Origin of the sequence: Albidovulum salinarum (assembly GCF_025673475.1) — a bacterium.
Taxonomy (GTDB): domain Bacteria; phylum Pseudomonadota; class Alphaproteobacteria; order Rhodobacterales; family Rhodobacteraceae; genus Albidovulum; species Albidovulum salinarum.
The window spans coordinates 131,529-146,998 of the sequence record NZ_JAOVQO010000003.1; the positions used below are offsets into that span (position 1 = coordinate 131,529).

Below are 15,470 nucleotides of genomic sequence, written 5' to 3' on the forward strand. Positions count from 1 at the left end.
GCCCGCACACCCCTTGCCATGCCCCGCCGCGGCTGGTCTAGTCCGACCCGACCGCAACAAGGCCGGCCCGTCGTGCTCCTCTACCGCCTCCTCGCCCAGATCGCCTTCCGGCTTTACGCGCTCCGACTGCAGATCGCGGTGGCGATGGGCCGCCTCGCACACGAGAGCTTCGACGAAAGGCTCGGGCGCGGGCCGAAGCGCGATAGCGCGGCCCCGCTCGTCTGGATCCATGGCGCCTCGAACGGTGAACTGGCCTCGGCCCGGCCGGTGATCGACACCCTCATCGCCCGCGCGCCGGGCCTGTCGATCCTCGTCACCGCGAATACCGAGACCGGGCGCGACCTCGCGCGAAGCTGGCAGCAGACACGCCTGCACGCCGACCTCGCGCCCCTCGATTATCCCGGCGCGGTCCGCCGCTTCCTTGACCGCTGGCGGCCCGCCGCGCTCGTCGTCATCGAGAACGAGCTCTGGCCCGAACGCCTCGCCGCCTGCGCCGCGCGTGGTATCCCGGTCCTCGTGATCGGCGCCCGGATGTCGGCGCGTAGTTATCGCAACTGGACCCGCCTGCGCTCGCTCACCGCCCGGATCCTCGGCGCGATCCGCTACCTGTCGGCACAGGATTCCGGCTCCGAAGGCCGGTTCCGCGACCTCGGCCTCGTCTCCGCCCGGTTCGGCCCGGTCGTGAATCTCAAATCCGCAACAACCGCCCGCAACACCTCTGAATCGCTTCCATTTCCTCGTGAAACCACGCTCCTCGCCGCCTCGACCCACGAGGGCGAGGAGGCGGCGGTCCTCGACGCCTTCGCCAGGGCGCGCCTGAAGATCCCCGGCCTCCGGCTGATCCTCGCCCCGCGTCATCCGCGGCGCCGCGACGCCATCGAGGCGCTGATCCGCGCGAGCGGCCTTGCCTTCGCCACCCGCTCGCGCGGCGCGCGACCCGACCCGGACACGACCGTCTACCTCGCCGACACGATGGGCGAGATGGACCTCTGGTACCGGGCCGCCGGGATGACCTTCGTCGGCGGATCGCTCGTCGACCGCGGCGGCCACACGCCGTTCGAGCCCGCCGCCCACGGCTCGGCGATCCTGCACGGCCCGCACATTTCCAACTCCGCCCCCGCCTACACCGCGCTCGCCGAAGCCAAGGCCGCGATCGACGTCGCAAGCGCCGCCGAGCTCGCGGCCGGAATCGTCGCGCTTGCCGACGGGGAGGCCGGGGCGCGGCTCGCCGCCGCCGCCACCGCGGCCCTCGCCCCCCTTGCCGCCGGTGCGGCACTCGACCCCTTCTACACGGCACTCGGGGAGGCAACCGGCCTGCCCGCGCTCGCCTCCTGAAACCTGAAAGACCGATGCTCTTCACGCTCCCTGAGATCGAGGACGCTGCCCGCCTCGTTCACCGCCACATGCCGCCGACGCCGCAATATGCCTGGCCCCAGCTCGCCGCGCGGACCGGCGCCGAGGTCTGGGTCAAGCACGAGAACCACGGCCCCACCGGCGCCTTCAAGGCCCGCGGCGCGATCACCTTCATCGACTGGCTGAGGCGTACCCACCCCGACTGCCCCGGCATCATCACCGCGACGCGCGGCAACCACGGCCAGGCCCAGGCCCGCGCCGCCCGCGCCGTCGACCTGCGCGCCGTCGTCTATGTGCCCCTCGGTAACTCGGTCGAGAAGAACGCCGCGATGCGCGCCTTCGGCGCCGAACTGCGCGAGTTCGGCGAGGATTTCGACACCGCCCGCGAGGAGGCGATGCGCACCGCCGCGGCCGAGGGTCTCTTCCCCGTGCCGCCCTACCACACCGAGCTGGTGCGCGGCGTGGCAAGCTACGGGCTCGAGTTCTTCCGCGCCGCCCCGCCGCTCGACGCCGTCTACGTGCCGATCGGCTGCGGCTCGGGCATCTGCGGCGTGATCGCGGCGCGCGACGCGCTCGGGCTCTCGACCGAGGTAATCGGCGTGGTCTCGACCGAGGCCGCCGGCGCGAAGCTCTCGGCCGAGGCCGGGCAGCCGGTGGAGACCGCGAGCGCCCGCACCTTCGCCGACGGGATGGCGGTCCGGGTTCCCGTGCAGTCCGCGCTCGACGTCTACGGACCGGGCGCGGCCCGGATCCTCGCGGTGAGCGAGGATGAGGTCGCCGCCGCGGTCAGAATCCTCTTCGCCGATACCCATAATGTCGCCGAGGGTGCCGGGGCGGCGGCGCTCGCCGCGCTCCTGCAGGAAGGCGCGCGGATGCGCGGCCGTCGGGTCGGCGTGATCCTGTCGGGCGGCAATATCGACACCGGTCCTTTCGCCGCGATCCTCGGCGGGACCACGCCCGCCCCGTGACAGTGGCGACGCCCGCATTTCCGTGCTAGGCTCGTCACATTCCCACGAAAGAACGGGATGCAAAGAGCGGTATCTATTGAGGGACTGGGGTCTCCGAGGGCCTCGGGCAGCCAATGAAGAAGCATGACGGGAAATCCTCTGCCGCGAGAAAGGCGGCAACGCAGTTCGCAGCCCTGTGCTACCGGCAGACGAAGAAGAAGGGGGTCGAGATCCTCCTGATCACCAGCCGCGACACCGGGCGCTGGGTCATCCCCAAGGGATGGCCGATGAAAGGCAAGAGCGATGCCGAAGCGGCTCGCCAGGAGGCGTTCGAGGAAGCCGGCGCCAAGGGCTGGGCCTGCGACCACTGCACCGGGCTCTTCACCTATGACAAGGTCATGGACGACGGCTCGGTCCAGCCCGTCGTCGTCTCGGTCTTCCTGCTCGAAGTCGAGAAAATGTGCTCCGACTATCCCGAGAAGGGCCAGCGGCGGCGCAAATGGTTCGCACCGGCCAAGGCCGCCGCGCGCGTGGACGAGCCCGAACTGAAGGACATGCTCGCGAGTTTCGACCCGTCGAAGCTGAACTGCTGCATCGCCGGAAACGCTTGATTTTTGCGGCGTTCTGCACAAATAGAGCAGTGACTCTTCAGGGTGGGACCATGATCCGCTACGCGCTTTCCTGCGCCGACGACCACAGCTTCGAAAGCTGGTTCCAGTCCGCCGAGGCCTTCGACCGGCTGCTCGGCGCGGGCATGATTTCCTGCACGGTCTGCGGCTCGACATCGGTCACCAAGACCCTGATGGCCCCGGCCGTGCGCCCGGCGCGCAAGGCGGCGGCGGTCGAGGCTCCGCTGTCGAAACCCGCGAGCAGGGCCGAGGAGGCGCTTGCCGCGATGCGCCGCCAGATCGAGCAGAACTCCGATTATGTCGGCCTCAACTTCGCCGCCGAGGCGCGGGCGATGCACGAGGGCGAGGCACCCGAACGCTCGATCTACGGCGAGGCGCGGGTAGAGGATGCCAAGCGCCTGATCGAGGACGGCATCCCGGTCGCGCCCCTGCCCTTCATGCCGGCGCGAAAAACCAACTGACGCCCGGCCGTCGTCGGCGGCGGCGCGACGCCCGCGGGGTTTTCCGGCGCCCCGCCTTGGGTTAGGCTGAGGCCCAACCCACCTTTCGGCCCGCGCTCGGGGCGGATGATCCAACGGAAGGGCAGATGCGGATATTGATCACCGGCGCGAACCGGGGCATCGGACGGGCCCTCTTCGACGCCTGCCGGGCGCGCGGTGACGCGGTGACCGGCACGACGCGCCATGATGCCGGCGCAGGCTTTCTCACCCTCGACGTGACCGACCCGGCGTCGATCCGGGCGATGGCCGAGGCGTTCGGGGCGGCACCGCTCGACCTGCTCGTGTGCAATGCCGGGGTCTATCTCGACCGGGGCGAGCACCTCGCGGACGGTTATCCGGCCTCGATCTGGGCCGAGAGCTTCGCCGCCAATGTCACCGGCGTCTTTTTGACCGTCCAGGCGCTCCTGCCCAATCTCCGCGCCGCGCAGGGCAAGATCGCGATCATCTCCTCGGTGATGGGTTCACAGGCCCGTGCGCCCGGCGGCAGCTATGTCTACCGCGCCTCCAAGGCCGCCGCCGTCAACCTTGGCCGCAACCTCGCGGCCGATCTCGCGCTCGATGGCATCGCCGTCGGCATCTATCACCCGGGCTGGGTCCAGACCGAAATGGGCGGCACCGACGCGGATATCGACGTCGCGACCTCGGTCGACGGGCTGCTGAACCGGTTCGACGCGCTCGGCGTCGCGACGACCGGCTGCTACGAGGATTACGCCGGACGACCCATTCCCCTGTGACGCGGACAGAACCGACCATGACATTCCGGAACGAGGCGCAAGCCCTCTTCGACCGCATGGTGACCGCCTATCGCGCCGGCGACGCCAGGGGCTGCGCGGCGCTCTTCACATTGGACGCGGTTCTCCTGTCACCTTACGCGCCCGAAACGAAGGGACGCGCCGCGATCGAGGCGCTGCACCGCGACTGGACCGCGCCGGGCGGTGCCAAGACGCTTACCGTGATCGAGGCGGGATCGGCCGGCGACCTCGGCTGGTGCCTCGTGGCCTATTCCGAGGGCGACGGCTCGGATGACGGCAAGTCGCTGAACCTGCTCAGGCGGCAGGAGGACGGCAGCTGGCTCATCAGCCATTGCTCGCTGACGAGCGACGATCCGCCGCTGCTCGGGGCTTGACGCGACGTCGGTCGCCCCTTGCCCTTCGCCCAACGCCCGCATAAGAAGCGCGCGACTTGACTCGGGGCGACAGGGGGGCCGGAATGCCGCTTCTCGTGATGAAATTCGGCGGCACCTCGGTGGCCGATCTCGACCGCATCGCCAACGCCGCCGAAAAGGTCAAGCGCGAGGTCGAGCGCGGCTATGACGTGATCGTCATCGTCTCGGCCATGTCGGGCAAGACCAACGAACTCGTGGGCTGGGTCGAGACGACCTCGCATCTCTACGACGCGCGCGAATATGACGCGGTCGTGGCGAGCGGCGAGAACGTGACCGCCGGGCTCATGGCGCTCCGCCTGCAGGAGATGGGCGTCCCGGCGCGCAGCTGGCAGGGCTGGCAGGTGCCGATCAACACCACCTCGGCCCATTCCTCGGCGCGCTTCGTGTCGATCCCGCGCGAGAACATCGACGCCAAGTTCGAGGAAGGCTTCAAGGTCGCCGTCGTCGCCGGCTTCCAAGGCCTCAGCGAAGAAGGCCGGATCACCACGCTCGGCCGTGGCGGCTCCGACACCACTGCCGTCGCCTTCGCCGCCGCCTTCGGGGCGGAACGCTGCGACATCTATACTGACGTGGACGGGGTTTACACTACCGACCCGCGCATCACCTCGAAGGCCCGCAAGCTCGACAAGATCGCCTTCGAGGAGATGCTGGAACTGGCCTCGCTCGGCGCCAAGGTCCTGCAGACCCGCTCGGTCGAGCTGGCGATGCGCTACAAGGTGCGCCTCAGGGTGCTCTCCTCGTTCGAGGAAACCGACGAAAACTCCGGAACCCTGGTCTGTGACGAGGAGGATATCATGGAATCGAAAGCCGTCTCGGGCGTCGCCTACAGCCGCGACGAAGCCAAGATCACGCTCGTCACGGTCGAGGACCGGCCGGGCATAGCCGCCGGCATCTTCGGCCCCCTCGCCGAAGCCGGGATCAACGTGGACATGATCGTCCAGAACATCTCGGAGAAGAACTACGAGGGTCACACGATGGCGGTGACCGACATGACCTTCTCCTGCCCGACCAACCAGGTCGCGCGGGCCCGGAAGGCGCTCGAGGATGCCCGCGCCGCCGGCACCATCGTCTATGACGATCTCGTGGTGGACACCGAGGTCGCCAAGGTCTCGGTCGTCGGCATCGGCATGCGCTCGCAGTCGGGCGTGGCCTCTCGGATGTTCGCGGCCCTCGCGGCCGAGAACATCAACATCAAGGTCATCGCGACCTCCGAGATCAAGGTCTCGGTGCTGATCGACCGCAAGTACATGGAACTTGCGGTGCAGGCGCTGCACGACGCCTTCGCGCTCGAGAAGGCCTGAGCGGTCCGGCGGCCCCGGACGGGCCGCCGCTTCTCTCGGCAACCGGGCTCCGGCCGCTAGAGCCCGAGCTGCTCCATCATCGTCGCGGAATCCATCACGCCCCAATGTTCGGCGATGCGGCCGTCTTCGATGCGCAGGATGTCGACCGCCTCGATGTTGAAGGTCTTGCCGGTCGCCGGCGCCCCCATGAACGATCCGAGCTGGGACCCGCTGACCGCGAAGCGCCAGGTGACCATGTTGCCCTGCGCCACCGTCTGCAGCACCTCCACTCGGAAGTCGGGAAAGGCCTCGGTCATCTCCGCGAGCCCCGCGGTGAAGCCCGCCGCGTCGGGGGAATGGCCCGGCCAGGGCGCGTGATCGACGAAGCCGGGGCTGAAGAGATCCGTGGCAAGTGCGGCGTCATGCCCGTTCACGGCGGTTTCGAACCGGGCGACGAGATCGGTGAGCTGGGTATCGGTCATGGCGGATTCCTCTGCTGGGGATGGCTGGGCGGTAACGAGCGTCACGGCAAGAATGCATGACGCGGCGGTTCGATGCACACGCATCGTTTCCTCCTTTCTCAGGCGGTATCCTGTTGTATCGTTGAGTTTTCTTGTGACCTCTTGGCCTGTGGTCGAGTATCGCCGACGACGGCACCCGTCGAAAACAAGTGATTTCACCGTTTCGACATGCAAAAATGCAGCCATGAACTGGGACGATCTGAAATACGTTCTCGCGGTGGCCCGCGAAGGCACCCTCGCGGCGGCTGGGCGCAGCCTGCAGGTCGATCCCACCACCGTCGGACGGCGGGTTCTCGCGCTCGAGTCCCAGCTCGCGACGCGGCTCTTCGACCGGCTCACAGACGGCTATCGGCCGACCGCCGCGGGCGAGATCGCCGTCGCCCAGGCCGAGCAGATGGAGGAGATGGCGCTGTCGGCCGAGGGCCGGATCCAGGGCCACGACACCCGGGTCGAGGGGCCGGTGCGGCTGACCGCGCTCGACGCGATGATCGACGCGCTGATCGTGCCCAACCTGCCGCGCCTTCTGGCGAAGCATCCGGGGCTCGAACTGACGCTCGCCTCTGGCTTCGACGTCCTGCGCCTGTCGCGCCGTGATGCCGACATCGCGCTGCGCGTCATGCAGCCCACCGAGCCCGACGCGGTGGGCATCAGGATCGGACCGACGGCGATGTCGCTCTATTGCGCGGCTGAAAGCGATTTCGGCCCGGCCCCGCCGGTCATCGGCCTGCCCCGCGAACGCGAGGCGCTCGGGTTCATGCAACTGCTCGCGCGGCACCTGCCGGAGAGCCGGGTGGCGCTGCGCGGCAACACCGAAGGCCACCTGATCGCAGCGGTGCGCGCGGGGCTCGGCGTGGGGTTCATAGATTGCGTCGTCGCCGATGCCGATCCGAGGCTGCGACGGTGGCGGCCGGATATCGTCGAACGCAGCACGCTCTGGGCGGTGACCCATATCGACATCCACCGGGCGCCCCGCGTTCGCGCGGTGATCGATTTCCTGACCGAACTGCACAATGAAAAGGCAGACCTCTTCGACGGACGCTGCCCGTTTCCGTCCTACTAACAGTCCCTTGTCCGGCACATCATCAGGTTGTTTCGTTTTCGCTCACGCTGTGCTCTAACCGGGGCAGGCGCCGCGCAGGGCGTTGAGGAAAGACGATGCCTGACCGTACCGAAAGCGAAAGCCGAAAGCTGCTACGCCGTCTGCGCGACACGCTCGCCGAGCCCGGCGCCGGGCAGGAAAGGCTCGACCGCATCACCCACCTGATCGCCGATTCGATGCGGTCCGAGGTCTGCTCGATCTACCTTTTCCGCGATGACGAGACGCTGGAGCTGTGCGCCACCGAAGGCCTGAAGCCGGAATCGGTTCACAAGACCCGGATGCGGCTCGGCGAGGGTCTGGTCGGCCGCGTCGCCAAGTCCTCGGTGCCGGTCAACACCGCCAACGCGCCCGCCGAGAAGGGTTTCCGCTACATGCCCGAGACCGGCGAGGAGATCTATTCCTCGTTCCTCGGCGTTCCGATCCAGCGTCTCGGCGAGAAGCTCGGCGTGCTCGTCGTGCAGTCGAAGCAGGCCCGGCTCTTTTCCGACGACGAGATCTACGCGCTCGAGGTCGTTGCGATGGTGCTGGCCGAGATGACCGAGCTCGGCGCCTTCGTCGGCGAGGGCGAGGCGCTGTCGGCGCTGCACCAGCAGCCGGTGCTCTACAAGGGCGCAACCGGCCAGGAGGGCGCGGCCGAGGGAAAGGTCTGGCTGCACGAGCCCCGGGTCGTGATCACCAACCCGGTCGGCGACGATCCGAAGAAGGAACGCGCGCGCCTCAAGGAGGCCGTCGAGCAGCTCCGGTTCTCGGTCGACGCGATGCTGACCATGACCGACGGTCAGGACAAGGAGCAGAGCCAGGTCCTCGAAGCCTACCGGATGTTCGCCAATTCCCGCGGCTGGATGCGGCGAATGGAAGAGGACATCGCCCGCGGTCTCTCGGCCGAGGCAGCGGTGGAAAAGGAGCAGTCGGCGGCGCGGGCGCGGCTCGAGTCGGTGCCCGACCCCTACCTACGCGACCGGCTCCATGACCTCGACGACCTGTCGAACCGGCTTCTCAGGATCCTGACCGGACAGGGCGCCGATACCGGTGCCGAGATGCCGGAGAACCCGATCCTCGTCGCGCGCAATATCGGCCCGGCCGAGCTTCTCGACTACGGTCGCAAGCTGTCGGGGATCGTGCTCGAGGAGGGTTCCGTCGGCTCCCACGCCGCCGTGGTCGCCCGCGCGCTCGCGATCCCTCTGGTGATCCATGCCGAACGGATCACCACCGAGGCGCTGAACGGCGACGCGATCCTCGTCGACGGCGACCAGGGCGTCGTCCACCTGCGCCCAGAGGACACCGTCGCCGCCGCCTTCCGCGACAAGATCGCGATGCAGGCCGAGGCCCAGAGCCGCTACGCATCCCTGCGCGATCTGCCCGCGACCGCGAAATGCGGCACGACGATCGCGCTGCACATGAACGCCGGGCTGATGGCCGACCTGCCCTCGCTCGCCGGTTCCGGCGCCGAGGGGGTGGGCCTCTTCCGCACCGAGCTGCAGTTCCTGATCCGCGCCCATGTGCCGAAGCGGGGCGAGCTGGCCGACATCTATTCCGGCGTTCTCGATGCCGCGAAGGGCAAGCGCGTGGTGTTCCGCACCCTCGACATCGGCTCGGACAAGGTGCTGCCCTACATGAAGCGCGTCGAGGAGCCCAACCCGGCGATGGGCTGGCGCGCGATCCGCGTCGCGCTCGACAAGCCGGGCGTGATGCGGATGCAGCTCCAGGCGCTCCTGCGCGCGGCCAAGGGCCGGCCGCTCTCGGTCATGTTCCCCTTCATCGCCGAGTTCGACGAGTTCCGCACCGCCCGCCAGATGCTGCTCGACGAGGTCAAGCGCGAGCGCCAGTTCGGCCACCAGCTGCCCGGCGCGCTCGAGATCGGCGCTATGCTGGAGACGCCGTCGCTCGCCTTCGCGCCGAAGGAGTTCTTCGAGCTTGCCGATTTCATCTCGATCGGCGGCAACGACCTCAAGCAGTTCTTCTTCGCCGCCGACCGCGAGAACGAGCAGGTCCGGCGCCGCTACGACATGCTGAACGCGAGCTTCCTTTCGTTCATCCGCCAGATTGTCGCCCGCTGCGAGGAAGCCCGCACCGAGCTGTCGTTCTGCGGCGAGGATGCCGGCCGGCCGATCGAGGCGCTATGCCTCGCCGCGCTCGGCCTCAGGACGCTGTCGATGCGGCCGGCATCAATCGGTCCGGTCAAGCACCTGATCCGGCGGGTCGACCTCACCGAACTGCGCGAGGTGATCGACCGCGAATGCGCGAGCGGCGTCACGAACATCCGCGCCGGCGTGATGAACTGGCTGTCGACGCAGGACATCTGACAACCGAGGCGCGGACCTAACCCGCGCGGAGGCGTCTCACGTCCTCGCGGAACGCGGTATCGACCGGCGCGGCCCCGTACCGATCGGCAAGCCGTTTCAGGCCGAACCGGACATGCGCCATCTCCTGGTAGTAGGACAGGAAGGCGAGGTTGAGACCCGCGCCTGCCGCCGCCCCGATCACCGGAACCGCCTGGGTTGCGAGCTTGCGCCCGATCACCGCCGCGAGCGTCGGCGCCACCTGCTGGATGAGCGCCTGCACCGCGCGGCCATTGACCGCGAGCCGCGTGCCGAGAAAGCTCGTGTTGACACCGTCATCCTCCGCGAGCGGCCCGCCGGCGCCGAAGACCTCGATGCAGACCGCCCGCGTCTCGGCCGAGGCCGGGTCGAAGCCATATTGCCCGGCGACCTTCTGCATCGCCCCGAAAAACAACGCGATGGTGGCCGGAAGCTCCACCAGCGCCGTACCGAGCCCGCCGACCCCACCGAGCGCCCCGCCCGTCGCGACGGCGGCGCGGTGGCCCCAGTTGCCCGTGTCCGGCAACGCCCGGTGCGCTCCCACCCGGCCGGCGACCTCGTAGGCACCGGCAAGGATCTCGACCATCCCGGTCTCGATCAGGCGGCGCAGGTTCTCCGGCAGGCCGGTCATCCGCGCCTCGATCCGCCCCCCGAAGGCGTTCAGAGCCCGCATCACCGGCCCGTTCGCGCGCTGGAGCCTGAGCGCCAGCACCGAAATCTCGGCCAGCGCGTCAGGTGGCAGCGCTGTAACCGGCAGTTGCGGCGGCACCGGCTCGGGAAGGGCGGCATCGTTCTTCATCTTCCAGAGATATGCACCGCTCCGCGCCGCTTCAATCGGGCCGCGTCTCCTGGAACTTGGTGACCGTGCCCCTCACCCCGTCCCATGCGCCGGGCTTGAGTGCCCGGCCGAGCACCCGGTCCGGGTTGGTCGGCGGCGGCATCTCGACACCCTCCAACCTGGCAAAACCGAACCTGCGATAATAGGGCAGATCGCCGACGAGAAGCACCCGCTCCCAGCCGAGCCGCGCCGCCTCGGCGAGGCTCTCGTGGATGAGAATGCCGCCCAGCCCCTCGCCCTGGCGGGTCGGGTGGACCGCGACCGGCCCGAGGAGCAGCACCCGCCGCCCGCCGACGAGGACCGGCCAGTACCGGATCACCGCTGCGAGCGTGCCGTCAACGTCGCGCAGGACGAGGCACAGCTCCGCCACCTTCGCGACGCCGTCGCGCAGGCGATAGGAGGACAGCGCCGTCCGCCCAGGCGCGAAGCAGAGGTCGTAAAGCGCCTCCACTTCCCACCAGTCCGCCTCGGTCTCCTCCTCGAGCCTGTACAAGCCGCGCCACTCCCCGAATCCGCTGGAAATCGCCCCTAACATGCGGGCAGGATCGGTTCAAACCCTATGAGGTCCGCAATGTTCTACCGCCCGGCCGACGGCCACGGACTGCCGCACAACCCGTTCAACGCGATCATCACGCCCAGGCCGATCGGCTGGATCTCCTCGCGCGGGACGACGGGCGACAACCTCGCGCCCTATTCCTTCTTCAACGGCATCGCCTACACACCGCCGCAGGTCATGTTCGCCTCGACCGGTCGCAAGGACAGCCTTCGAAACATCGAGGAGAGCGGCGTCTTCGCGGTCAACATCGTCGAATACGCGGCCCGCGAGCGCATGAACCTGACCTCAGGCACCTACCCGCCCGACACCGACGAGTTCACCCTCGCCGGGGTGGAGCGCGACGACTGCTTGACGATCCCCTGCCCCCATGTCCGGGGCGCGCCGGCGGTCCTCGAATGCCGGATCAACCGGATCGTGGAGCTGCTCGGCCGCGACAATTTCCTCGTCCTCGGAGAGGTCACCGGGATCCACCTCCGCGACGACTGCCTCGTCGACGGACGCTTCGACGTGACCCGGTTCCAGCCGCTCGCGCGCGGCGGGTACCGCGATTACTCGGTGGTGACCGAGGTCTTCGAGATGCTGCGACCCGGTCAGGAGTAAGCGCCTCAAGCGGTCAATGCGCCGCGCCGAACGCCCCGGCCTTCACGTCGTAATCGACCGCGATCCCGTATTCGGGGTCGTCGTCGCTGTCGATCATCAGCTGGCCGGCACGATTGAGAAGCCGGTGGCAGTCGCGGCTGAGATGGCGCAGTGACAGCGTTTTCCCCAAGGCCTCGTAGCGCGCCGCCAGCGCCTCGATCGCGGCCAGCGCCGACTGGTCGGCAACCCTACTCGCGGCGAAGTCGACGATCACCCGGTCGGGATCGGCCTCGGGCGTGAAAAGCTCGCCAAACCCGTCGGTCGAACCGAAGAAGAGCGGCCCCTCGACCGCGTAAACCTTCGCCCCGTCCTCGGTCTCGCGGATCGTCGCATGGATGCGCTTGGCGTTCTGCCAGGCATAGGCGAGTGCCGAGACGATGACTCCGGCGACGACAGCGGTGGCGAGGTCGGTCGCCACCGTGATCGCGGTGACGAGGACGATCACCACGGCGTCGGTCGCTGGCACCTTCATCAGGACGCGGAAGCTCTGCCAAGCGAAGGTGCCGATCACCACCATGAACATCACGCCAACGAGCGCGGCGAGCGGGATCTCCTCGATCAACGGCGCGGCGAAGAGGATGAATGAGAGAAGGAACAGCGCCGCGGCGACGGCAGCGAGCCGGGTGCGCCCGCCCGAGGTGACGTTGATCATCGACTGGCCGATCATCGCGCAGCCGCCCATGCCGCCGAAGAAGCCGGTGACCGTGTTGGCCACGCCCTGCGCCACGCATTCCTGGCTCGCCCCGCCGCGCTTGCCGGTGATCTCGCCGACGAGGTTGAGGGTCAGGAGGCTCTCGATGAGGCCGATCGCGGCGAGGATGACGGAATAGGGCAGGATGATCTCGAACGTCTGCCAGTTCAACGGCACGGCGGGGACGTGGAAGGACGGCAGCCCGCCCTGGATCGAGGCGAGGTCGCCGACCCGCGGCACCTCGATGCCGAAGCCAATCACCAGCGCGGCGACGATACCGATTCCGGCCAGCGGCGCGGGAATGGCGCGGGTGAGCCGCGGCATCACCCAGATGATCGCCATCGTGGCGATGACGAGCGCCAGCATCGTCGCGAGCGGCCCGCCGCTCAGCCACGCATGCCCGCCCTGCCCGTCCGGCAGGCGGAAATGTTCGAGTTGTGCGAGGCCGATGACGATCGCTAGGCCGTTGACGAAGCCGAGCATTACCGGATGCGGCACGAGCCGGATGAACTTGCCGAGCTTCAGGAGACCCGCAGCGATCTGGATCAGCCCCATCAGGACGACGGTGGCGAAGAGGTACTCGACCCCATGCGCGGCGACGAGGCTGACCATGACCACCGCGAGCGCGCCGGTAGCGCCCGAGATCATGCCGGGCCGGCCGCCGATCAGCGCCGTGATCAGCCCGACGAGAAAGGCCGCATAGAGCCCGACGAGAGGATGGACACCGGCCACGAAGGCGAAGGCCACCGCCTCGGGCACCAGAGCGAGCGCCACGGTGAGGCCCGACAGCACCTCGGTCCGGATCCCTGCGGCGGAAAGCGGGAAGGCCGGCGCATGGGACGGCGAGACGGCAGCGGCAAAAGCCGCAAGCGCGGATCGGGGCATCGTGGACCTCGGGGATTTTCTGTTCGCGACGCCCCGTCTAGCGGCAAACGGCCGCGAAATAAACCCTCAAGCGGCATGCCCCCGGAGCACCGGGCACCCTTTTCACCGCCCGGCCCCGCATCTAGGCTGCGGCCAAGAAAACGAACGGGCAGGCTTCGGCATGGCGACGGGCGGATCACGATGGTGAGCCGGGTTCTTGTCCTCGGCGCGGACGGGTTTATCGGCCGTCACATCGCGTTTGCGCTGCGAGCGGGGGGGGGGCACGCGGTCGTGGCCGTGGCGCGGCGGCCGGAGCGGCTAGCGGCCATGGGGTTCGCCGTGCTCCGCGTCGATCTTTGCGATCCCGCCTGTCACACTCCGGCCTTCTGGACGCCGCATCTGGCCGACGGCACGCATCTCGTCATCGCAGCGGGGCTGCTGACCGGCGCGGACGCGGCCTTTGCCGCGGTCCACGAGGCCGCGCCACGCGCGGCCTACGCGGCGCGGGACGGGGGCCGGGCGGTGCTGATCTCGGCGGTAGGGATCACGGCCGACACGCCTTTCGCCGCTTGGCGTCGGCGCGGCGAGGCGGTGGCGCGCGCCGCAGGAAATGTGACGATCCTCCGGCCCGGCCTGGTTCTGGCCGACACGTCCTACGGCGGCTCCTCGCTTCTCCGCGCGCTCGCGGCACTGCCCGTGCGCCGCGTCGTCGTCGGCACGGGCGCGGAGCCCTGCAACCCGATCCACGCGGATGACCTCGCCTCCGTCGTTTCCGACTGCCTCGCCGCCCCGCCGGGCGCCGGACCGGCCGAAGGCGCCTGGGAGATCGGCGGCCCCGAGCACCTGAGCCAGGACGCGCTCTCCGCACTATTGCGGAGCTGGCTCGGCCTCGCGCCGGCGCCGGTCCTGAGGGTGCCGTACCGGTTCGCGAGGGTCGCGGGCCGGGTCGGCGATGCATTGCGGCTTGGCCCCGTTTCGACCACGGCGGTGGCGCAGCTCAGGCAGGGTATAGCGGCCGATCCCGCGCCGCTGCTCGCGCGGATCGCGGCGCGGCCAGAACCGGTCTCGCGCTTCCTCTGCCGCCGCCCGGCCGGAACCCAGGACCTGTGGCAGGCGCGGCTCTACCTTCTGAAACCGCTGCTCCGGCTGGTTTTGGCCGCGATGTGGCTGGTCTCGGGCCTTCTCGGGCTCCTGCTGCCACCGGCCGCGTTCACGCCCGTCCTCGCCGCCGCACCCTTGCCGGAAGCCGCGCTCGTCATGCTGGCGCGGGCCGGCGGGCTCCTCGACCTCGCGCTGGCCGCGGCGCTCCTGCGGGACTGGCGGCCACGCCAAGTGGGCTGGGCGCAGCTCGCGCTCGTGGCCGCATACACCTCGGGGCTGAGCATCCTCGCGCCGGGTCTGTGGCTCGCCCCCTTTGGCGGGCTTCTCAAGAACCTGCCGGTGATGGCGCTGATCCTCGTTCACCTCGCCTTGGCGGAGGAACGCTGATGGACCCCTACCTTGCCGTGAAGTGGCTGCACATCCTGTCCTCGACCGTTCTTTTCGGCACCGGGATCGGCACCGCCTTCCAGATGGTCTGGGCAATGCGGCGCGGCGAGCCCCGCATCGTGCATGGCGTGGCCACGGGTGTCGTCGTCGCGGATTGGATATTCACGACACCGGCGGGCTTCATTCAGCCGATAACGGGCGCAATTCTTGTCCATTTCAGTGGATTTTCCTTTTTCGAACCCTGGCTGGTCGCGACCTATGGCCTCTATCTCCTCGCGCTGGCCTGCTGGCTGCCGGTGGTCGCGCTGCAGATCCGGATCCGCGACCTTGCGCGCGCCGCTGCGTCCGGCGGTGAGGCGCTGCCGGACGAAGCCCGGCGCCTCTACCGGATATGGTTCGCACTTGGCTGGCCTGCCTTCGGCGCGCTGGTCGCAGTTTTCTGGCTGATGGTGGCGCGGCCCGATCTCGGGTTCTGAGGCTTGCCGAAGTTCGCGCCCGACGCGCGGAATTAACCATTCGGTAACAGATTTCCTGCTAGCGTCGGGTCAGCCGGCGCGAGCCGGTCGAAGCTTGTAGCTCATG

At 68.9% G+C, this 15,470-nt stretch carries 16 protein-coding genes; 12 read left to right on the forward strand and 4 right to left on the reverse strand.

Annotation, left to right across the window (positions count from 1 at the left end):
- The first annotated feature begins 72 nt into the window (after positions 1-72).
- The 7 genes from OEZ60_RS04180 to OEZ60_RS04210 all read left to right on the forward strand — a co-directional run bounded on the left by OEZ60_RS04180 (position 73) and on the right by OEZ60_RS04210 (position 5,895).
- Positions 73-1,335, forward strand: coding sequence for a 3-deoxy-D-manno-octulosonic acid transferase (locus OEZ60_RS04180; protein WP_263333514.1), 1,263 nt, complete (start codon positions 73-75; stop codon positions 1,333-1,335).
- Positions 1,336-1,349: 14 nt separating this feature from the next.
- Positions 1,350-2,321 (forward strand): threonine dehydratase, encoded by a 972-nt coding sequence (locus tag OEZ60_RS04185; protein WP_263333516.1) that lies wholly within the window; start codon positions 1,350-1,352, stop codon positions 2,319-2,321.
- Between the two features lie 113 nt (positions 2,322-2,434).
- Positions 2,435-2,911, forward strand: a complete 477-nt coding sequence (locus OEZ60_RS04190; RefSeq protein WP_263333518.1) for an NUDIX hydrolase — start codon at positions 2,435-2,437, stop codon at positions 2,909-2,911.
- Between the two features lie 50 nt (positions 2,912-2,961).
- Positions 2,962-3,390, forward strand: a complete 429-nt coding sequence (locus OEZ60_RS04195) for a DUF1178 family protein (protein WP_263333520.1) — start codon at positions 2,962-2,964, stop codon at positions 3,388-3,390.
- Between the two features lie 125 nt (positions 3,391-3,515).
- Entirely contained in the window at positions 3,516-4,163 is a 648-nt protein-coding gene (locus tag OEZ60_RS04200) for an SDR family NAD(P)-dependent oxidoreductase (RefSeq protein WP_263333522.1), read from the forward strand.
- 17 nt (positions 4,164-4,180) lie between these two features.
- Positions 4,181-4,555, forward strand: a complete 375-nt coding sequence (locus OEZ60_RS04205) for a YybH family protein (protein WP_263333524.1) — start codon at positions 4,181-4,183, stop codon at positions 4,553-4,555.
- A gap of 83 nt (positions 4,556-4,638) precedes the next feature.
- Positions 4,639-5,895, forward strand: coding sequence for an aspartate kinase (locus OEZ60_RS04210; protein ID WP_263333526.1), 1,257 nt, complete (start codon positions 4,639-4,641; stop codon positions 5,893-5,895).
- A gap of 56 nt (positions 5,896-5,951) precedes the next feature.
- Here OEZ60_RS04210 and OEZ60_RS04215 read toward each other — a convergent pair whose 3' ends face one another.
- A complete protein-coding gene (locus OEZ60_RS04215; protein WP_263333529.1) occupies positions 5,952-6,356 on the reverse strand; it encodes an ester cyclase in 405 nt (134 codons plus the stop codon).
- 223 nt (positions 6,357-6,579) lie between these two features.
- Between OEZ60_RS04215 and OEZ60_RS04220 the strand changes: the two genes are divergently transcribed.
- Both OEZ60_RS04220 and ptsP read left to right on the forward strand, forming a co-directional pair.
- Positions 6,580-7,455, forward strand: coding sequence for a LysR family transcriptional regulator (locus OEZ60_RS04220; protein WP_263333531.1), 876 nt, complete (start codon positions 6,580-6,582; stop codon positions 7,453-7,455).
- A 95-nt stretch (positions 7,456-7,550) separates the two neighbouring features.
- Positions 7,551-9,797, forward strand: a complete 2,247-nt coding sequence (gene ptsP, locus OEZ60_RS04225) for a phosphoenolpyruvate--protein phosphotransferase (RefSeq protein ID WP_263333533.1) — start codon at positions 7,551-7,553, stop codon at positions 9,795-9,797.
- A 16-nt stretch (positions 9,798-9,813) separates the two neighbouring features.
- Here the strand turns inward: ptsP and OEZ60_RS04230 are convergent, their stop codons facing one another.
- Together OEZ60_RS04230 and OEZ60_RS04235 are read right to left on the reverse strand one after the other, a co-directional pair.
- A complete protein-coding gene (locus OEZ60_RS04230) occupies positions 9,814-10,611 on the reverse strand; it encodes an EcsC family protein (RefSeq protein ID WP_263333535.1) in 798 nt (265 codons plus the stop codon).
- Positions 10,612-10,642: 31 nt separating this feature from the next.
- Positions 10,643-11,143 (reverse strand): GNAT family N-acetyltransferase, encoded by a 501-nt coding sequence (locus OEZ60_RS04235; RefSeq protein WP_263333537.1) that lies wholly within the window; start codon positions 11,141-11,143, stop codon positions 10,643-10,645.
- 78 nt (positions 11,144-11,221) lie between these two features.
- On the opposite strand from OEZ60_RS04235, the gene OEZ60_RS04240 reads away from it, so the two are divergent.
- Positions 11,222-11,806 (forward strand): flavin reductase family protein, encoded by a 585-nt coding sequence (locus tag OEZ60_RS04240; RefSeq protein ID WP_263333539.1) that lies wholly within the window; start codon positions 11,222-11,224, stop codon positions 11,804-11,806.
- Between the two features lie 13 nt (positions 11,807-11,819).
- Here OEZ60_RS04240 and OEZ60_RS04245 read toward each other — a convergent pair whose 3' ends face one another.
- Positions 11,820-13,421: a SulP family inorganic anion transporter gene (locus OEZ60_RS04245; RefSeq protein WP_263333542.1), complete on the reverse strand. Its 1,602-nt coding sequence runs from the start codon at positions 13,419-13,421 to the stop codon at positions 11,820-11,822.
- Positions 13,422-13,604: 183 nt separating this feature from the next.
- On the opposite strand from OEZ60_RS04245, the gene OEZ60_RS04250 reads away from it, so the two are divergent.
- Both OEZ60_RS04250 and OEZ60_RS04255 read left to right on the forward strand, forming a co-directional pair.
- The gene (locus OEZ60_RS04250; RefSeq protein WP_263333544.1) at positions 13,605-14,888 is read left to right on the forward strand and encodes an SDR family oxidoreductase; all 1,284 of its coding nucleotides are present in this window, start codon (positions 13,605-13,607) and stop codon (positions 14,886-14,888) included.
- Positions 14,888-15,364, forward strand: a complete 477-nt coding sequence (locus OEZ60_RS04255; RefSeq protein WP_263333546.1) for a DUF2269 family protein — start codon at positions 14,888-14,890, stop codon at positions 15,362-15,364. The genes OEZ60_RS04250 and OEZ60_RS04255 overlap by 1 nt, the downstream gene beginning before the upstream one ends.
- Positions 15,365-15,470 lie beyond the last annotated feature (106 nt).